Source organism: Vibrio sonorensis (assembly GCF_001854765.1).
Lineage (GTDB): Bacteria > Pseudomonadota > Gammaproteobacteria > Enterobacterales > Vibrionaceae > Vibrio > Vibrio sonorensis.
The window spans coordinates 204,026-223,009 of record NZ_LJJE01000112.1 but is presented as its reverse complement, the minus strand read 5'-3'; the positions used below and the strand labels follow the sequence as shown (position 1 = coordinate 223,009).

Annotated in this window: 16 protein-coding genes and 2 pseudogenes; all 18 read left to right on the top strand. The window is 43.4% G+C overall.

The annotated features are described in order from the left end of the window. Window positions 1-47 precede the first annotated feature (47 nt). The 18 genes and pseudogenes from BLO31_RS20930 (at window position 48) to BLO31_RS20850 (ending at window position 18,984) form a co-directional block, all read left to right on the top strand. Window positions 48-371: an STAS domain-containing protein gene (locus BLO31_RS20930; protein WP_070971443.1), complete on the top strand. Its 324-nt coding sequence runs from the start codon at window positions 48-50 to the stop codon at window positions 369-371. Window positions 372-397: 26 nt separating this feature from the next. Further along, window positions 398-1,212 (top strand): annotated as a pseudogene (locus BLO31_RS20925) (OmpA family protein). 9 nt (window positions 1,213-1,221) lie between these two features. Further along, entirely contained in the window at window positions 1,222-3,312 is a 2,091-nt protein-coding gene (locus tag BLO31_RS20920; protein WP_070971441.1) for an SLBB domain-containing protein, read from the top strand. Continuing rightward, window positions 3,312-3,656, top strand: coding sequence for a P-loop NTPase family protein (locus BLO31_RS24660; RefSeq protein WP_245688533.1), 345 nt, complete (start codon window positions 3,312-3,314; stop codon window positions 3,654-3,656). The genes BLO31_RS20920 and BLO31_RS24660 overlap by 1 nt, the downstream gene beginning before the upstream one ends. Next, window positions 3,643-3,912: a P-loop NTPase family protein gene (locus BLO31_RS24655; protein WP_245688532.1), complete on the top strand. Its 270-nt coding sequence runs from the start codon at window positions 3,643-3,645 to the stop codon at window positions 3,910-3,912. Before BLO31_RS24660 ends, BLO31_RS24655 begins: the two co-directional genes overlap by 14 nt. A 308-nt stretch (window positions 3,913-4,220) precedes the next feature. Then, entirely contained in the window at window positions 4,221-4,604 is a 384-nt protein-coding gene (locus BLO31_RS20910; protein WP_245688531.1) for an Hpt domain-containing protein, read from the top strand. A gap of 24 nt (window positions 4,605-4,628) precedes the next feature. Further along, window positions 4,629-6,092 carry a sigma-54-dependent transcriptional regulator gene (locus tag BLO31_RS20905; protein WP_070971438.1) on the top strand — a complete coding sequence of 488 codons (1,464 nt, stop codon included), beginning with the start codon at window positions 4,629-4,631 and terminating at the stop codon, window positions 6,090-6,092. Next, window positions 6,082-7,143, top strand: coding sequence for a glycosyltransferase family 4 protein (locus BLO31_RS20900; protein WP_070971435.1), 1,062 nt, complete (start codon window positions 6,082-6,084; stop codon window positions 7,141-7,143). Before BLO31_RS20905 ends, BLO31_RS20900 begins: the two co-directional genes overlap by 11 nt. A 168-nt stretch (window positions 7,144-7,311) precedes the next feature. After that, window positions 7,312-8,448, top strand: a complete 1,137-nt coding sequence (locus tag BLO31_RS20895; protein WP_245688530.1) for a glycosyltransferase family 4 protein — start codon at window positions 7,312-7,314, stop codon at window positions 8,446-8,448. 1 nt (window position 8,449) lies between these two features. Beyond that, window positions 8,450-9,655 carry a glycosyltransferase family 4 protein gene (locus BLO31_RS20890; protein WP_070971432.1) on the top strand — a complete coding sequence of 402 codons (1,206 nt, stop codon included), beginning with the start codon at window positions 8,450-8,452 and terminating at the stop codon, window positions 9,653-9,655. A 1-nt stretch (window position 9,656) separates the two neighbouring features. After that, a complete protein-coding gene (locus tag BLO31_RS20885; RefSeq protein WP_070971429.1) occupies window positions 9,657-11,084 on the top strand; it encodes a lipopolysaccharide biosynthesis protein in 1,428 nt (475 codons plus the stop codon). Continuing rightward, a complete protein-coding gene (locus BLO31_RS20880) occupies window positions 11,077-12,450 on the top strand; it encodes an O-antigen ligase family protein (protein ID WP_070971426.1) in 1,374 nt (457 codons plus the stop codon). The genes BLO31_RS20885 and BLO31_RS20880 overlap by 8 nt, the downstream gene beginning before the upstream one ends. A gap of 95 nt (window positions 12,451-12,545) precedes the next feature. Beyond that, a complete protein-coding gene (locus BLO31_RS20875; RefSeq protein WP_070971423.1) occupies window positions 12,546-13,271 on the top strand; it encodes an acyltransferase in 726 nt (241 codons plus the stop codon). Further along, the gene (locus tag BLO31_RS20870) at window positions 13,264-14,376 is read left to right on the top strand and encodes a glycosyltransferase family protein (RefSeq protein WP_070971420.1); all 1,113 of its coding nucleotides are present in this window, start codon (window positions 13,264-13,266) and stop codon (window positions 14,374-14,376) included. Before BLO31_RS20875 ends, BLO31_RS20870 begins: the two co-directional genes overlap by 8 nt. Further along, window positions 14,373-15,845 (top strand): GumC family protein, encoded by a 1,473-nt coding sequence (locus BLO31_RS20865; protein WP_070971417.1) that lies wholly within the window; start codon window positions 14,373-14,375, stop codon window positions 15,843-15,845. Before BLO31_RS20870 ends, BLO31_RS20865 begins: the two co-directional genes overlap by 4 nt. Window positions 15,846-16,041: 196 nt before the next feature. Next, window positions 16,042-17,154, top strand: a complete 1,113-nt coding sequence (locus BLO31_RS20860) for a glycosyltransferase (protein WP_070971414.1) — start codon at window positions 16,042-16,044, stop codon at window positions 17,152-17,154. Further along, a pseudogene (locus BLO31_RS20855) lies at window positions 17,151-18,331 on the top strand (glycosyltransferase family 2 protein). The gene BLO31_RS20860 and the pseudogene BLO31_RS20855 overlap by 4 nt, the downstream one beginning before the upstream one ends. Then, the gene (locus BLO31_RS20850) at window positions 18,328-18,984 is read left to right on the top strand and encodes a sugar transferase (RefSeq protein ID WP_425425319.1); all 657 of its coding nucleotides are present in this window, start codon (window positions 18,328-18,330) and stop codon (window positions 18,982-18,984) included. The pseudogene BLO31_RS20855 and the gene BLO31_RS20850 overlap by 4 nt, the downstream one beginning before the upstream one ends.

The following is an 18,984-nucleotide window of genomic DNA, read 5'->3' as shown; positions in this document are numbered from 1 at the left end:
GGCACATATTGTGCGTTATAGCTGTAAACGCAAACAGGAGAACGCATATGGAACTTAGAAAAATCGAAACTTCAAAAGAAACCATGACCATTGTAATCAACGGTAACTTGGATGCTCAAGGCAGTCGCCTTGCTCAAACAGATATTGACAGCATCATCTCTGACCCGTCCCATACTGAAGTTGAGTTAGATTTTAGCAAAGTCAGCTTTCTCGACTCTTCAGGTGTTGGCGCATTGGTTTATCTGTTTAAACGATTAGTGGAACGTCAGCGCCAAATGCGTATTGAAAACGTATCTGGGCAGCCACTACAGATCATTAACCTTCTTCGAATCGAACAAGCTATTCCCGTCAATTCGAAGAACACACACTAACATTTTCCGTAATTAAGGGGTTGATTATGGGTGTTATAGGGCAAAAGTTTTTGGGGCTTTTATGTCTGCTGTCTGTCGTAGGCTGTACAAGCTATCCGCAAGAAGGCACTGGTGGTTTAGGTGAGAACTACATTCAGTCTAACTTTACACCAGTCATGCCTGACGAGCCGTTGGGTCCTGAGCACGGTCTGAGATTCGATTGGAAGTTGAGTAAACTTCACCTTGATTCTCTGATACGCGAAGGCGCCCGTTGGTGCTTTCCAGCAGCAGTAGTACAAGCGTTAGAAAAGCAAAATCGTATCGCACGTGAATTGGAAGGCGGCTTAATGGTCGACGCGGCCAATGATTTGATCATTCAACGAAAACGTCTCAATGAATTGGAGCTGCGTTTAGACTACGTAAAATCACAAACGCGTTGTGTACCGCCGGAAGAGCAGGATCACTTTGTCAGTTCAATCGACGTGATCAATGAACTGTTCGAACTTCTTAATGTCGACAACCAGTTTGCTTTAAACTCGGCTGAAATAAACCCTAAATATATGGGGCATCTAGCCAATCTGCCGACACTCTAAAAGAATTCCCTAACTTAAAACTATCAGTCACAGGTCACGCTGACGCTTCAGGTAATGAAGATTACAATCAAACTCTCGCCCTAAAGCGCGCTGAACAAGTGAAACGCTACTTGATTATCTTTGGCTTGGAGCCATCAAGAATCACAACAAATTCACTTGGTGAGTCGCTACCTCTGTTTGAAGGGGATAGTCCAGCGGTAAAACTTACCAATCGTCGTGTAAGCGTTGAAATACTGTCTGACAAAGAACGTTCTCAAGCGGAACGATAGGGAGTGATTATGACTAAGCTTATCTCTTTTGCCATTTTGGTTATTGCGGTTTCGTTTCCCTGTCTTGCCGATACGGATACCGTTCAAGTGGGCGATCAAATTCAGATCAACTTGCCCGGTGAAGATTCATTAAACAAGGCATTTGACGTAAACAAAAAAGGAAGAATTACCTTGCCTGAAATCGGCCAAGTTTACGTCGCCGGTTACGATGCTAAGCAGCTTGAAAAAGCGGTTTTAGATAGACTTTCCGACGTGTATCGCGATTTGAGTTCCGCTTCTGTTTTTGTAGCAAAACGTCAGGTTCTGGTTTCTATTCAAGGTTACGTCAATGCTCCGGGAGAATACAAGCTTGATGATCAAGCAGATATTCAAACGGCACTGCACGCGGCTGGCGGATTGCGCTCTGGCGCCCAGTTGAACAATATGTTTATCCGCCGCAACGGCGAAAAGATCACCTTCAATTACAAACAGTTCCTCGATACTGGCGATGAGAGTAAGTTGCCCAAGTTGCAATCTATGGACTCTCTCTTTGTGGCAGCGTCACCCCTTGTCGGTAATATCGAACAGGAGTTTGATGCCAGCAAACAAGCAAACTCTGGTGATAGTGCGGACAGCCGTACAGCAATAAAAGTCTTTGGTGAAGTGAATTCACCGGGTTCATTCACCTACAAACCCAATACCAATCTTGTCGACATTCTTATGCGTTCTGGTGGCGTGACTCGCTATGCCACTGTAGAAAAAATCCGCGTTATCAGCGATAACTCGCCAAAAGTGTTCAATTTGAAGCGATATCTAGATACTGGTAACGAATCGCTATTGCCGAGAATCACTCCCGGGTCAACCATTTTTGTTCCAAAACAGGAAGAAGAAATTAAGTCGGGTGCTAATGTGGTTTATATCATGGGTGAAGTAGCACAACCCGGTGCTTACGAGAGCAAGCAAGGCGCTACCTTTATGGACATTCTCGCGAATGCAGGTGGTCCTACCCGATTTGCTGAATCTCGTCAGATCCGAGTTCTCAAGCCCAGCGGTAAGGTCTATCGTTTTGACTTAACTGCATACACCGAAGGGTTAAGCAGCATTCAGCCACCAGTAGTTTCTGCTGGCGACGCCATTTTCGTACCGGAAAAGACCGATATGAACGAAAAGTCTTGGCTCAAGGTTTCGCCTGATCGCGCGGTGAGTGTCATTGGTGAGGTCGTTCGCCCTGGCCGTATTGAGTGGTCAAATGAAATGGATATGATGGACCTACTCGCTCATGTTGGCGGTCCTACCCTACGTGCAGATACGTCCAAAATTGAAGTCGTTACCAGCAGTGGTCAACTTGAAGTTTTCGACCTAGACGCGTTTATCCTATCAGGGGGAGCGAGAGAAAACCTACCTGTGATTTATGCAGGCTCCATTGTTCGCGTCCACGACTTACCACAAGACCCTTCGGATAATAAATCTCAGTGGGTAAGACAAAGCTCAGACGCATCAATCTATGTGTTTGGCCAAGTGAATGCTCCGGGCCGATACCGATTTACAAAAGATATGCACTTCTTAGATATTTTATCCGCGGCTGATGGACCTACTAAGGATGCAGATTTACACAATATTCGCGTTACTCATCGCGATAAAACTTACGCCAAAGTCAGTGAGTTAAATCTATCCTTGTACTTCGAAACGGGAGATGAAAGCTTGTTGCCAAACGTCACCATGGGCGACACCATTTACATTCCAGAAAAAGACAAAATCTGGTTAGACCGAAGCAAAGAGTCAACGATCAGAGTTCTTGGAGCGGTGAACAAACCGGGACGATATGTTTTTGATGACAACATGACGATTCTCGACATTCTCGCAGAAGCTGGCGGTCCGAGTGATAATGCCTACTTGGAAAAGATTTCCGTTGTCAATATGTCCTGCTGTCAGGGACAAGCTCGAACCTTTGACCTTGTTAAGTTTAGTAAAACCGCCAACGTCTTTCAGTTGCCAGTAATTAGAGCCGGTGACACTATCTTTATTCCCGACCAGAAAGATAGCTTTATTGAAAAAGCTCGTGTGGGCTTAGAAGATATTCTGCGTCTAGCGACCACCATTGTCTTAATAGGAGCGTTGTAATGAGTATTCAAGGAACCTTGTGCGAAATCGAGCAGCTCTACTTAAATGCCGAAAACAATAGTGCTAAGACAGTATGCGTTACTGCGTGTCAAAGTGATGAAGGCGTTACCTCTTTAGCGACTGCCTTAGTCGAACGATATCTTTTTGCCGGACATAGGACCTTACTGGTTGACCTCAATACTTTTCACCCAAACTTTGCGCCGATAGAGCCCGTAGAGACGACAGACTCATTAACATGGATTGAACACACACAGACTAAACAGCTTTTTACGGGCGTAGTGGCGCCAACAGACGAATTTAACCAATTGAAATTAAAAAGCCCGATAGTTAATGAAACAGGTTGAAACATGGCTAAACACATTTGACCGTATCGTTTTCGATACTTCGCCTGTCTTACATATCAACCGTTCTAACATACCAGTAACCGTGATTGCTAATGTTTGCGACCAAACACTGCTAGTCGTCATGGCAGGAAAAACCAGTCAGCAACAAGTAAAGAAGGGTATTGCGCTACTCCAAGGCAATGGTCAATCAAAAATTGCTACAGTCTTGAACACACGTGACCAACCTACTAGCGCAGGAAATAGCACGGGAAATTGAGCGGCTTAAATTTCTTCCCGCCAGTTGGAGAGCGAAATGGCAAAAGGGCCTGTTGAAATCCGATTTTTTAAATCAGTGTGCATAACGACAGCTACACAACAGATGAGTGCTTCTAGGCCCTTTTCCGTTTGGGAGTGCTTGTTTATACATCGCTGTTTACACTCAGAAAAACACCAAAGCTGTTAACTGATTAACAAAATCATTACAGAGCGCACAACTAGTTGAAAAAATTGATCTATTCTTAATTTAAATAGCGCCCAGTTTCATACTGGTTATACCTAGTATTGAATGAGAAAGAGATAGCAGCCGTGGAAGAAAAGCAAACTACCGAAATTATCGACGAGCGCCTTGTCGACGAAAGCGTCATCCAGCAAGTGATTGAAGATACATGTGCCGAAGTCTTACCTGAACTTATCGACCATTACCTCAGTGAATCAGCGCTGCGCATAGATAAAATCATTCATGCCATTGACCAAAAAGATGCCCCAACACTTGAGTTTGAGACTCATACTTTGGGGAGCTCGGCTCTTGCCCTAGGAAATCGACCTCTTTCTAATCTCGCTAGAAAAATTGAGCACTTATGTCTTGATGGTATGAATGACGAAGCGTACGCGCTGCGTGACGACTTGATTGAACTCGCTAAAGCCTCACTTGCTGCTATCAAAATGAGAAAACAGCAAGGCTTCCAATAATGACAAATACAAAGGAGGAATAACATGAGAGCAAAGGTACTCTTAATCGAAGACTCTAGTTCGCTTGCCGTTCTATACAAGCAGTATGTAAAAGATGAACCTTACGACCTTTTTCACGTTGAAACAGGGCGTGACGCTATCGACTTTATTGAACGAAATGTCCCCCAACTCGTCATATTGGATCTCAAACTTCCAGATATGTCAGGTGAGGAAATCTTAGATTGGATTAATGAAAGTGAAGTGCCGACGTCGGTAATCGTCGCGACGGCTCATGGCTCTGTTGATATTGCGGTATCGCTTTTACAAAAAGGAGCCAAAGATTTTCTCGAAAAGCCGATTCAAGCGAACCGCCTAAAAACCTCTATCGAACTGCACTTAAAGCGCGTCAAACTGGAGCATTTAGTAGAAGACTTTGAGACTAAGTTTGATCGACAAAGGTTCCACGGTTTTATTGGTAGCAGTTTGCTTATGCAAGGTGTTTATAAGACTATCGACGCGGTTTCACCAACCAATGCGAGCGTATTTATCGTCGGCGAAAGTGGAACCGGTAAAGAGGTTTGTGCAGAAGCCATTCACGCAGAAAGCCAACGCAGAGATAAGCCATTTGTCGCCATTAACTGCGGCGCAATACCTAAAGATCTGATGGAAAGCGAAATTTTCGGACATCTCAAAGGCGCTTTCACTGGTGCAACTAGTGATCGCCAAGGCGCGGCATCTCAGGCAAATGGTGGAACTCTTTTCTTAGATGAGCTGTGCGAGATGGACCTAGAGATGCAAAAGAAGCTTCTGAGATTTTTACAGACCGGAACCTTTACCCCACTAGGTGGTTCAAAAGAGCTTAAAGTAGATGTTCGGATTATTTGTGCAACTAACCGAGATCCTCTCCAAGAAGTTGAAGAAGGTAGGTTTAGAGAAGACTTGTACTATCGTGTTCACGTGGTGCCCATCGAAATGCCTCCGTTGCGAGAACGCGGCACTGATATAACCACTTTGGCTACGCATTTCTTAAAACAGTATGCCAGAGAAGATAGCAAGACGTTTTCATCAATAAGTAAAGATGCTGGCGCTCTACTAAAGCGTTATCATTGGCCCGGAAATGTTCGTCAATTACAAAATGTATTGAGAAATATTGTCGTGCTTAACGATGATAACCAGCTTGATATCAGTCACTTGCCCGCTGAAGTTACAAGGGGAAAACCAGCGAAAACACCAAGACCAGTTGCGCCTTCTGCTCCGGCTATGGAGACTAATAGTGACGGCGTCACATTGGTTTCAGCCGAACCTACCCCCGCTCAGTCTCAGTCACTTCCCACGGATTCTAAAATTAGACCAATGTGGCAAGTAGAGCGCGAAACCATTCAGCGAGCTATAGATTTATGTAACGGAAATGTACTCAATGCCGCTGTGTTACTCGAACTCAGTCCCTCAACGGTATATAGGAAAAAACAAGCTTGGGAAGAGGAAGAAGCAGGTAACTATGCGGAATGAGGTAATGCGGAATGAGGTGTGGATTGTTGCTGATTGTAAGACGTATGGTGGCATCGAAAGCCACCTACTCCAACTCATGCTAGGTTTGAAAGCGTTAAAGATATCAGTTCGTTTAGTTTTAGTCGCAGAGTACAGTCCACCTTCCCCACTGGTAGAAAAAGTAAAACGTCATCAACTTGAATACAGTTATATTAGTCAACTTGCTAGTGGAAATATCGGCCTACAAGGTCTTCGATATGCCGTGACTAAATACCAGCCTATCCTGTTACATTCCCACGGTTATAAAGCGAGTATTCTTTGCAAACTGACACGCTTGTTGACAGGCTTACCTCAAATTTCCACCTATCACGCTGGAGAAACACCTAAGGGTAAGGTTTGGATCTACGACTTTATTGATCGATTCTCTACTTTTCTCTCTTCACGTAGCTTTGCGGTGAGCAAACCTATCCAAGATAAGCTTTGGGGCAAGTCGATCCGGTTTAACAACTTTGTCTCTTGTGTAGACTTGGAAGTTGGCAACACCAATCGCATCGCCTTCGTCGGTCGTTTAAGCGAAGAAAAAGCGCCAGAGCGTTTTTTAGCGCTTGCTAACCAGTTTCCGAGTCAAGAGTTTGATTGCTTCGGCGCTGGTCCTTTACTAGATAAATTAAAATCCCTAAAACCGAGCAACCTTTCGCTGCATGGCCATGTATCCGATCCAGAAAGGATATGGAACAAGACCAAAATTGTGGTGATCTGCTCTAAATTTGAAGGCCTTCCTATGGTCGCTTTGGAAGCCATGAGTAAAAAATGCATTGTGGTTTGTACCGCTGTCGGCGATTTGCCCAGCCTTATTGAAAATGGAGAAAATGGCTTTATTGGCAATAGTAAAGCTCTACCTCAGCTATTAAATCAAGCGCTGGAACTAAACGAAGAAGAACTTAAAACACTACAGAACAAAGCATTCAATACCGTTTTTAAACACTATTCTCCCCATGTCATCGTCCCTAAAGTCGTTCAGCAATATCAAAAAGCTATTGGTCAAGGTGATTCTCAATTTGAGAATCTCTAATTATCACTATAATAAATCAATAAATTCAATCAGATAGAATCTTTTATTTTTGGCACCTCCTTTGCAGTCGTCTTCATATCCCTTAAAGAAAGAGGATTTGAAAATGGAGAGTCGCAAAAATATTTTGTACGTACACTACGGTGATGATTGGATTAGAGGCAGTGAACGTTGCTACTAGACCTGGTTCGTGGTCTTGATACTCTTCGTTATAATCCGTATGTATGGACCAATTGTGAATCACTGCACAAGGAAGTGTTACGCAGCGGTGTACACAGCGAATTAAGCGAGTTTAATCGACTCTTCGTAACCAAAGGCAGTCGTTTTAATCTCTCGGCTTGGCTGAAACAAGTTCGCCAAGCCCGTAACATGATTGATGAATTCGAGATCGATCTAATCCATGCAAATAGTGCTGCGCCCTGCCAATGGATGACGGTTGCTTCACGCCTTTCTGGGGTCCCGTTAGTAACTCAACTTCACTCTGATTACCCTTCTTTTGAACGTATGATCTATGGACTTCACATGTCACCGCGTGTGATTGCAGTTAGTGAGGCGATTACAAAGTACCTAAGCAAAGATGGCTATCCCAACGACAATATTTCGGTTATTCACAACGGATTAGATATTGAACGCTTTAACCACAAAGAGTATCTAAACGTAAAACATGAGTTAGGTATTCCTAAAAACTCCTATCTATTTGTTACGGTTGGCTCGCTCATACATAGAAAAGGGATTGATCGTGTCATTACGGCTCTGAGGTTTGTACTTCTTGAATATCCTGATACACATCTACTGGTAATTGGACAAGGGCCACTAAAACAAAAGCTGGAGCAACATGCAGAGTGTGTTCACGTTGAAAAGAACGTTCACTTTGTCGGCGAGCAGACCAATGTACTGACATGGCTTAAGGGCTGCGATGGCTACGTTAGTGGAGCAAGACAAGAAGCCTTTGGCCTTGTTTTCAATGAAGCTGCACTAGCAGAGTTGCCCATCATTGCTCCAGAGGAAGGTGGCATTCCGGAAATTATCACCCATAAAAAGAATGGCTTATTGTATAAAAACAAAGGGATTGGGCCTCTTGTAAACACCATGCGCGCGGTAATTAAAAATCGCAAACCTGCCAAAGCTCTGGGTGTGCGAGCAAAAGCTAATGTAATCAAAAACCATAGTTGCGAAGAAAACGTCAAACGTATTCAGGCGGTTTACGACGCCTCAATTCGAGAGAAGAGTACAACAAAAATCAGACTTTGGAGAACGCTAAGCCCTATTCGCACCTATATCAGCAATCGCTTTGCTGTTGGGAGGTAATATGGGTATTGCTGCGAAAAACCACATACTGCTCTTCGATCCTGTCCCTTTCAAAGGTGGGTCTAAGATTGCAACAGATGCCGCCTTGTCACTCACCAAAGGGGGGAAGGTAAAGTACACCGTTCTCACCGCAGACGTTAGTTTTTGGCAAGAGAGTGACCTAGCCAAAGAGTGTAACACTGACATTGTACGGTTCCCAATGGCCAACACTTTGATGTCTTGCAATCAAGGTTTGTTATTTTGGGTTAAACAGTTTTACCTACTTTTGGTGCTCTCTATAACAAGACTAAAACAGGGAAAATTCCATTGTCTGCTCGGTGCATCTGGACCCGGGAATGATATGGCTTTATACCTGTTTAACCAGTTGCTTGGAGCGACCTTGATTCAACTCATTCATGGCCCTGTCTCCCCTTCTCGTTCTATTGGTTGGTGCCTGATGAAGGTGCACAAGGTTCATTACCTTCACTCTTCTCGAACCCAGTTGCAAGCAGCGTTGAGTCGTCATTACGAAAGAACGCACAGCCGCGCGAATGCTCAAGAACTGGCGAAATTGGAGTTAAACGGACCTCGTTTTTGCTCATTCGTAAATGGTATAAAACGTCAACACTGGCCAAGCCAATGCAATAAAGCTGAGCCAGTTCTATTTTGGGCTGCTTCCTTGCTTAAATGGAAAGGTTTAGACTTGATGTGTGATGGCATCCAAGTTGTCCATCGACAAAAACCTATCGCAGCGAACATTTGCTTTATCCGCCCACAAAACATATCAGTACCAACGAGCGATGCGCCAAAACCTTTGCCATACGTTCTTTGGTATCAGGAGCCTCGCTGTATAGATGAGATACGTAAGCAAAGTAACATTTTCATTTCAACGAGCAAAAATGAGCCTTTCGGCCTATCAATTTTAGAAGCCATGGCTGCCGGTATGTGCATTGTGATACCGAGAGATGGTGCATATTGGGACAAGCGCCTCTCTTCTTATCAAAACTGCCTCAAGTACCAACCGGACAATGCGGATTCACTGGCTCAGGCCATTTTGAGTCTGACAGAAGATAAAATGTTAGCTACTCGGATTTCAAAAGCCAGTAAGCAAATTGCCGAACAGTATAGAGCAGAAGAAGTTTATGCTGGCATAGTTCATGACGTGTTGTGTACTGAATCTTGCCTTGAAATCCCTTCAGGCGCACATAACTCCTTAGAGGTGCGTTAAAATGGTAGTACTAAGCAAAGCAATGCAAGATATGGCGATCTACGGTGCATCCCTACTCTTTACCAAGGGTTTTGCGCTGATCACCTTACCCATAATGACCTATTTTCTATCCGCCCAACAAATCGGCCGCTTGGATCTCATTGCGACGTCAGCAGCGTTAATGAGTCTGCTAGTTGGAGTCGCGTTGCACGAAAGCTTGTACCGATACATAGCCAAATTTAAGCGCTTTGATGATCAGAAAAGGCTAGTTTCCGTCGTTTTTACGTTAAGTTTTACCATTTCAATGTTGGCTTCTGGTCTTTGGATGGTTTCGCTTAGTGCTGGTTTATTAGAAAACCCATGGATAGATACGAAACAACTCTTTTTGATTGGTCTGATTGTCGCATTTGAGGGGCCACTTACCATATGTACTGCTTGGATTAGAATCCAAAACCGAGCAGTGCTTTTCTTTAAAATGAGTATGATACTGCTGGTTAGTCAATTTGTGCTGCTGATCGCCGTCCTGATTTACATCCCTTCTGAAACCAGCGTACTTTCGATCGGCGTTTTGTGTACTAGCTTTCAGTTCATATTCCTGTGGCACTATCTCGATATTCCGCTAACTGTCCCTAGAGTTAGGCGTATTACTGCTCTATTAAAGTACGCTGCTCCCCTTATGTTATCTGCACTTGTGCTCTTTGGGTTGAGTGGTGGTGAAAGATGGATTATTGGAGTTAACGCCAGTTTAGAAAGTCTTGGGCATTATGCCGTAGCAATGAAATTTGCTATCGCAACGGGTGTACTCATGCAACCTTTTGGCATGTGGTGGATGCCAAAACGTTTTCAATACTTTAATCAATTTGGTAATGAAACCGTTGCTCGATACTCGCAATACGGCTTGGTTTACTTAGCACTTCTTTGCGTACTTGTTGCGTGGACCGCTAAAGCCGTCATCTCTCTATTTCTCGACCCGCAATATCAAATCAGTATCTTTTATTGCATTGGCGCTATCGCGGTTGTGATGCTCAAAGAGTCGACAGAAATCGTTAATTTCGGCATTCTCAAATCGAAGCAGAATCACTGGATCTTAGTGAATAACCTCGTTTGGACAACCATAGGGCTATCATTGTGCTGGGTGTTAATCGACTACGGCGTGTTAGCCTTAATCTTCGCAATCTGGTTATCTCAGTTGGGCAGGCTTTTCAGTATCTACATCAAAAGTCAGTCCCTGACACCTATGCCTTACAAAGGACACTCATGCGCCTTATTACTGTCAGTATCTTTATTATCTATTCTGACGATAGCACTTGACCTTGATCCTATAAGCTCGGTTTTATTCGCTTTCACTCAGATCACCGCCATTGTATGGTTAGCCAATAAATTAGAGTTAGCCCCGAGTCTCTTTAGTAAAGTTAGACTTCTTAGACCCTTGGTAGGTCGATATGATTAGTCGCAGCAGTCAAGCAATGTGGGCCAGTCTATTGATACTCGTTCCCAGCCTTTTATGGCTGCTGATCCCACGTCCAGAAGTCATTCTCGTGTTAGCCGTTCTTCCACTTGGCGCGCTTTTTGTTATTCACGGCACTTTCTGGTTTGTTTGCTTGTTTGTATTATTTTCTTTTTTCCGACTACACGAAGCGTTTCCTCTGATTTACAACTTTAAGATCCCTTTGCTGCTTTCTCTTGGTGCCCTAAGTGGTCTTCTCTGGCACACCTTAATCAGCATGACACTAAAGCCCTATTGGCATAAGTGTTTAACTCTACTTTGCATTTTTTGGATGTTAGTCATTTTAGGCATAGTTACTTCCTCTAACCCCGGTTTGGCCATAGAGTATTTTAAAAACATCTATTGGAAGATCAAGGTGATGACTTTGGCCATCACTTGGCTGATCAATGACGAATTCAAACTCAACAAAATGGCGGTGCTCATTGTTGTTTGTGGACTATTAGTTTCTTCAGTTGCACTTTTTAACTCTGCAAACGGCATCGGTTTAGTAGAAGGAAGCCGCGTTACAATCGGAAGAAACCTAGGTTCTATGCTTGGCGACCCCAATGATTTATCCCTTGTACTCATGTTTCCTTTGGCCTTTGCATTAGGTTTTGCTATGACCAAAGAGATGCCCACATCGTATCGAATACTCGGTTTAGTTGTTTCTGTACTAACGATATTCGCCGTATTAGCAACGCAAAGTCGAGGTGGGCTGCTAGGTTCCTTAGCGGTGTTTGGTATTTTTGCACTTAAAAGAATAAAGTCTAAAACCTTGCTAGTACTTCTGTGTGGAATAGTGGCGATGGTTTTGTTTGTCGCTGCTGGTATTTCAGGTCGCAAATCTGGAGGAGCCGCAGAAGCAGGTATAGATGAATCAGCGATGGGGCGACTCTACGCATGGGAAGCGGCTTTTAAAATGGCCTTGGACAATCCAATAACCGGAGTTGGACTGCAAAACTTTTACGCCAACTATTTCTTTTACAGCTCCCATTGGGACGGGCTAAATCACGCGGTTCATAGTACTTGGTTTGGTATATTGGCCGAGACTGGCTTTTTAGGACTAGGCATTTTTATTGCCTTAATCGTCGTATTAATCAAATGCGCAAAGCGAAATCAAAACCAAATTGGGAAATTTAGTTCGCCCCACCCTATCTTAATTTCCTCTAGCGAAGCCATCTATGCGGGACTCGTTGGTACAATTGTGTCTGGAACCTTTTTAACCCAAGGATTTACATGGCCCATCTATATCCTTGCCTCTCTTAATATTTGTGTATCGCATATCGTGCAAAAAAATCTTCAAAAACAGAATCAAAATGAGAATTCTTAAATTCACAAACATAAGCTTCTGAATTTAAACAATATAACTTTTGGCACGTAAGTTGTTCCTTTTCTATCACTATACCCAGAAAAAGAGACACGCTTATGGTTGCTAGTAACGTAGAAAGAGCAAAAAGTTGGTTGAAAAATCATCCTAACGCCAAGTATCGCCGTATGTTTGACTTAATCAAAACGATTGTCAGAATGCAATTTAGCACGCCAAAAGTATACAATTTCATCGCCTATTCAATTTATCGTTTATACCGGTTGTTTAGCACAACCTTATGCGACGCTTTTATCTGCGCACCTGCCTTCAAGCAACAACTAAAAAAACATGGTAAGGACTTATATGTGTTTGGTGGGGTTCCCTTTGTGTCTGGGAATTTGCAAATCGAAATAGCAGACTCCTGCCGAATCTCTGGACAAACGACCTTTAGCGGATGCACGCAAACCGAAAGTCCACTGCTCAAAATCGGTAGCAATGTGGATATTGGTTGGCAGACAACCATAGCGGTAGGAAGCAAAGTGTTAATTGGCGACAATGTTCGCATTGCCGGTAAGGGGTTTCTCTTTGGTTATTCGGGGCATCCTGTAGACCCCAAAAGACGCGCTCGCGGTGATGGAGACGATCCTTCAACGATTGGTGACATCATACTTGAGAATGACGTCTGGCTAGGAACTAATGTGACGGTTAAAAATGGTGTCACTATTGGTAAAGGTGCAATTATTGCTGCGGGCAGCGTCGTGGTTTCGGACATACCGGCAGGTGCCATTGCTGCTGGAAATCCAGCCAAAGTAGTAAGAACACAAAGTGGTGACTACTATGCGTGATATTATTGTGTTTGGCGAAGACTTTGGCGGTTTACCATCTAGTACTCAGCATCTAATTACTGGTCTATGCAAAAACTACCGTGTGTTATGGGTAAACTCAATTGGGCTTAGACAGCCTCGCTTATGCAAAAAAGACCTTGCCAGAGTTTTTAGAAAACTATTTGGCAGTAAAGGGACAGTCAAATTTAGCGACGATGCCTTCTCGTCCAATATAATTACCGTTAATCTGCGAACTATACCAGCCCCGCAATCTGTGGTGGTGCGATGGTTTGCTAAGACGCTTATGGTATGGCAGCTAAAGTTGCTATTTAGACACCATAAGATTTCCAACCCGATTTTGTGGACTTCGCTACCTACCGCCGCTGACCTTTGCGGCAGCCTAGGAGAGCGCTCTGTCGTTTACTACTGTGGCGATGATTTTTCCTCTCTCGCGGGGGTCGACCATAAAGTAGTTGAGCAACACGAACGTAAGCTGGTCGAAAAGTCGGATGTAATCTTCGCTGCTAGCGACAAACTATTGCAAAAATTCCCTTCGCACAAAACTTATCTAATGCCACATGGGGTCGATTACGATCTTTTTGCAACTCCTACTTATAGGGCAACGGATTTGCCAAATAATGCTCGTCCCACTGCCGGTTTTTACGGCAGTCTATCTGAGTGGTTGGATTACGATCTATTAAAGTCGTTGTGCTTGGCGAAACCAGAATGGAACTTCGTGTTTGTGGGGCCATTAGAGTTGTCCTCATTCCCTCTGGACGACCTACCTAATGTGTATCGCCTTGGGCCGAAACCGCATTCCACCTTACCAAGTTATATCCAGCATTGGGACATATCGCTTCTGCCCTTTATTAATAATGAGCAGATCAAGAATTGCAGCCCGTTAAAGCTGATGGAATACCTGAGCTCAGGAACACCTGTCTTGGCTTCGAGGTTTAACGCAGTAGAACCTTTAAGTCACGTCATCAATATTTATGACAACGCGGATGAAGCGATTACCGTTTTTGAAACCCTGTCCAACAAAAAAGAACAGCAACAGGCGGTCGCAAAACAGCATCGCTGGAGTTCTAGAGTTAACCTGTTAAGAGGTTATTTGGAGGCGTTATGAACGAGCTTAAATTGCGCTTTATTACACTTTTTTGCGGTGCATGGAGGCGAAGATACATCATTGTTCTTCCAATGCTCCTTATGCCAATTGTGGGCTTTTTTGTTGGTAACATCGCGCCCACAACTTATAAAGCACATACCAGTCTGTTGATTCAAGAAACGGCGAAAATGAACCCTTTTCTAGAAGATCTTGCAGTTTCAACCATGTTAAAAGAGCGATTACATGCCCTTAGAACGCTCCTCAAAAGTCGCCACGTGCTAACGTCTGTTGCGACAGAGCAAAACCTGATCAGTGAAAACATGAGTGATAAAGAAAAGGAAGCCGTCATTACTCGTTTGTCACACGCACTCAACATCACACAGTTGGGTAAAGATTTTCTAAAAATTGAGCTCTCTGCACGTAACCCTAATGGCATGAAAGATCTATTAGAGTCCATTAGCCACCATTTTATCGAACAGTTATTGGCTCCAGAGCGCTCATCTATTGAGCATTCCAGCGAGTTTCTGCAAATCCACATCACACAACGTAAACTGGATTTGGAAAGCGCAGAAAACGCCCTCGCTGATTATCAAAATAGATTTTCTGGTGTCACGCCAGAGCTGCAGGCTCAATCCTTAATTAGGTTAGCCAGTCTTAAGCAAACACTTGCGGAAAAAAAAGCAGAACTTTCTGGGGTCAGAAAAAGCTTAGGCTCACTTGATCAACAGCTATCTAAAACCAACCCAGTTATAGGTAAGTTAGAAGAGCAAATCATCGATATTCGAAGCGAGCTTTCGCTATTGCAAGCTCGATACACCGATAACCACAGCGCTGTTCAAGGCAAAAAAAGGGAGTTGAGGAGGTTGGAAGAAGAACGTGCAACCTTGCTTAGCGTCGAACAGCAAGACATTTCTAGTGAGCAACTTTGGGATATGGCAAGTAGCCAAGAGTTCGCTAACCTGAGTGAAATGACGCCGCTACTCGTTACGCAACTCCACAACCTTCAACTCGTGAGGGCAAAGTTTGAATCTCTCAATGAAGAGACCAAAAGCCTAGATAAAATGGTCAAAGATCTTGAAGAAAAGGCTCTCGGATTTGGCGACTACTCGAAAGAGCTGTTGCGTTTACAACGCGAAGTGACGATAAAACGTCAACTTTACGAACAACTGTTAGAGCGTAATGAAATGGCTAAACTCACGGGCTCACTTGGGTTATTCGAACAAAACAAGCGCGTAAAAATCATAGACTTGCCTTTTACACCTAGTGTTCCATCTAACATACCCGCTTGGGTGTTTACCCTTGCTGGTTGGTTTGCAGGTATAGCATTAGGGATTGGTACTGCGATTATACTTGAGCTACTTGATACCAGCATAAGAAGAGTTGATGAGTTAGAGGCCTTATCTGGCACAAGCGTCATTGCCCTTATTCCTAGAATTAGGCTTCACAATTTTAAATTCACTCTAGATATTTACTTTAGGGCTGCCTTATAGGTAGCCCATTTTTTTGTTACCTAGTGCTTAAAAAGTTTCCGTTTGAAGTGGCGATGAATTTTATTATTTGCCAAAGCGTTCTTTTATTAATTCTCAAAATAGGAATATCTTGAGTTTAATTTTATGTTGTTGATTTAACTAATGTTTTTATTGGCACATTCCCTGCTATTTCCTTTGTAAACAAGAGGATTTGCGTATGGAAATTAGCAAAACAGATGTCATTAGAGATAAACCCGTAATTGTTCATATCATCCAGCGAGCGTCGCCGGGTGGCATCGAACAGCTTGCCCTTGAGCTTTATCGCTTAACCTCCCATACACATAAGCTTTGGATTGTGAGTCTCGAAGGCTCAAAGCAGGAACTTTTAGATCGTTGGCCAAGGCTGGCGGAATGCGAAAACCAGTTGATCTGTCTGGAAAAACCAAGTGGGGTTAGTCTTGATACGATACGCAAGATATCCGCAGTGCTTAAAGCGTTAAAACCTCAAATCGTTCACACACATCATATCGGCCCCTTAGTATATGCAGGTTTAGCGACGCTCTTAAACAAAGACGTGAGACTGGTACATACTGAACACGATGCATGGCACCTAAACTGCCTTAAGCATCGTATTTATCAGCGCTTGTTGTTCAAGGTATCTGAACCTCGTCTTATCGCTGACGCCGATTTTGTTGCGAAACGTTTAACTCGTTGGTTTTCAAACTACCCAGTAGAAGTGATTAAAAACGGTATTGACACAGATATATTTACTTTGGGATCTAAAGACCGAAGTCGTATCCGTTTAGAGTTGTCTCAGTATGATATTTGGCTTGGTTGCGCTGGTCGTTTAGAGCACGTAAAAGGACAAGATGTACTAATTTATGCACTAAAACAGCTACCCAAAAACTATAAACTGGTTATCGCAGGGGCCGGTAGTCAACGAGATAAACTTGAAAAGCTTGTCCGTGATTTAGAGCTCTCAGAACGCGTAAAATTTCTTGGTCTGGTTGACGATATGCCCACGTTTTATCAAGCGCTCGACCTCTTTGTTCTACCGTCTAGAAAAGAAGGTTTTCCCCTTTCCACTCTAGAGGCTCAGTCTTGTGGAATCAATGTCGTTGCTACCAATGTAGGGGGAACAAAAGAGACAGTGTGTTCCAATACAGGAATGACCTGCTCAGCCGATAATCCTAACGAGCTCGCAACAGCCATTGTCAAATCCCTATCCTCGAGTCAGCAATGCCCTAGAAGTTTCGTTGTTAAAAACAACGATATCCAATCCATGGTTCTCCAGTACGCAAATGTTTGGACGAAGGAGTATTCTTTATGACCCATGCTCTTATTGTTAGTGCAAGCCTAATATATTTCCTAATTGTTTATCATCATTTGGGGTATCCGTTATTGCTAAGAACACTCGGAAGACGAACCCTTAAAAAAGTTCTAAAAGTGCCTGTTCGCAATTACGTGAACCGAGACAAAGATGACTTGTATCCCTCAGTGACGATTGTTGTACCCGCATTTAATGAACAAGTGTGGATCGAATCTAAAATTCATAATTTGGCTGCGTTGGACTACCCACACGATAAACTCAATATCATAATTGCTTGCGATGGATGCAGCGATAAAACGGCGCTATCGCCAGAGATGTGATTCAGGATGCCACATGTGAAGACACATACTTTCAAGTTCTTGAGTTTGAGGAAAATAGAGGGAAAGTCGCCGTACTTAATGACGTACTTAAACACGTTAATACCGATCTAGTCGCTCTTAGTGACGTCTCTTCTCTCGTTTCCGTTGACGCCTTACTAATCGCCAGTCGCCATTTTTCAAACAGCAGAGTTGGCGTTGTGAACAGCAGTTACAGTTACCTAAATGCCAGTAGTAGTGAATCGAGATATTGGGATTATCAAACCAAGATTAAAAGTTATGAATCTAGTGTAGGTTCTACACTAGGTGCACATGGAGCCTTTTACTTGTTTAGAAAGTCTCTATTCCGTCCTTTGCCCAAAAACGTCATCAACGACGACTTTTATCTACCGATGGATATTGTAAAGCAGGGATTCAAAGCCGTTCACGAACCTAAGATTCACGCTATTGAAATGGAAAATAGCAGTCGTTCCAATGATTTTTATCGCAGACTGCGAATTTCTGCTGGGAACATGCAGCAACTACTGTATTTAAAGTCATTACTTTTACCTCGCCATGGTTCCGTCGCATTTTTATTTGCGTCAGGCAAAGGGCTACGAGTACTCATGCCCTACTTGATGATCATTGGCTTTATAAACACCGCAGTGTTAGTAGAGCTCCCATTTTTCTATCTAGCGTTATGTGGCCAAATCGCTATCTACGCAATAGCCCTATTTAATCACCTTTTCCCATGGCTCTTTTCGCACAAGTATTGTACTGCCATCCGTTATTTAGTCGTCGGCCATGTCGCTAACTTCATTGGCGGTATGCGTTATTTACTTGGATTTGAGTCTGGTCAGTGGAAAAAACTTCGTCAATAAGGAGAGCACCTATGTTAACTACACAAAACAATCTAACAACGGTAGATAGCAGCAAGAGAATATTTGACTTGGTTGGCGCATTGTTCGGCCTGCTGTTACTTTCACCTTTACTGCCACTTATCGCAATTGCCATAAAACTAGAGTCTCCGGGAACGATTTTCTACAAACAACTTCGAGTCGGCAAATCTACTCCTGATCACATGGCCTTGTTTGAGATTATTAAATTTCGCACCATGTACCAAGATGCAGAAAAAGCGACAGGTGCCGTTTGGGCCACCGAGAAAGACCCGAGAATTACTCGTGTTGGGCTCTTTTTAAGAAAAACTCGACTTGATGAAATTCCTCAGTTAATCAATGTGTTAAAAGGACAAATGTCGTTAATTGGCCCAAGACCAGAAAGACCGAGCTTTTATCCAAAACTAGAAGAAGCAATCCCGTATTTTTCAGATCGTACTTATGGTGTAATGCCGGGTATCACTGGTCTAGCGCAGGTTAATCAAGGCTATGATACATCGATCGAAGACGTGCGAAGAAAAGTTGCTTTTGACCATAGTTACGCACTCGCCCTAACTTCTTGGAGAGCTTGGTTTGCAATGGATATGATTATCTTGTTCAAAACCATAGCGGTGATGGTTGACGGCCGAGGCCGATAG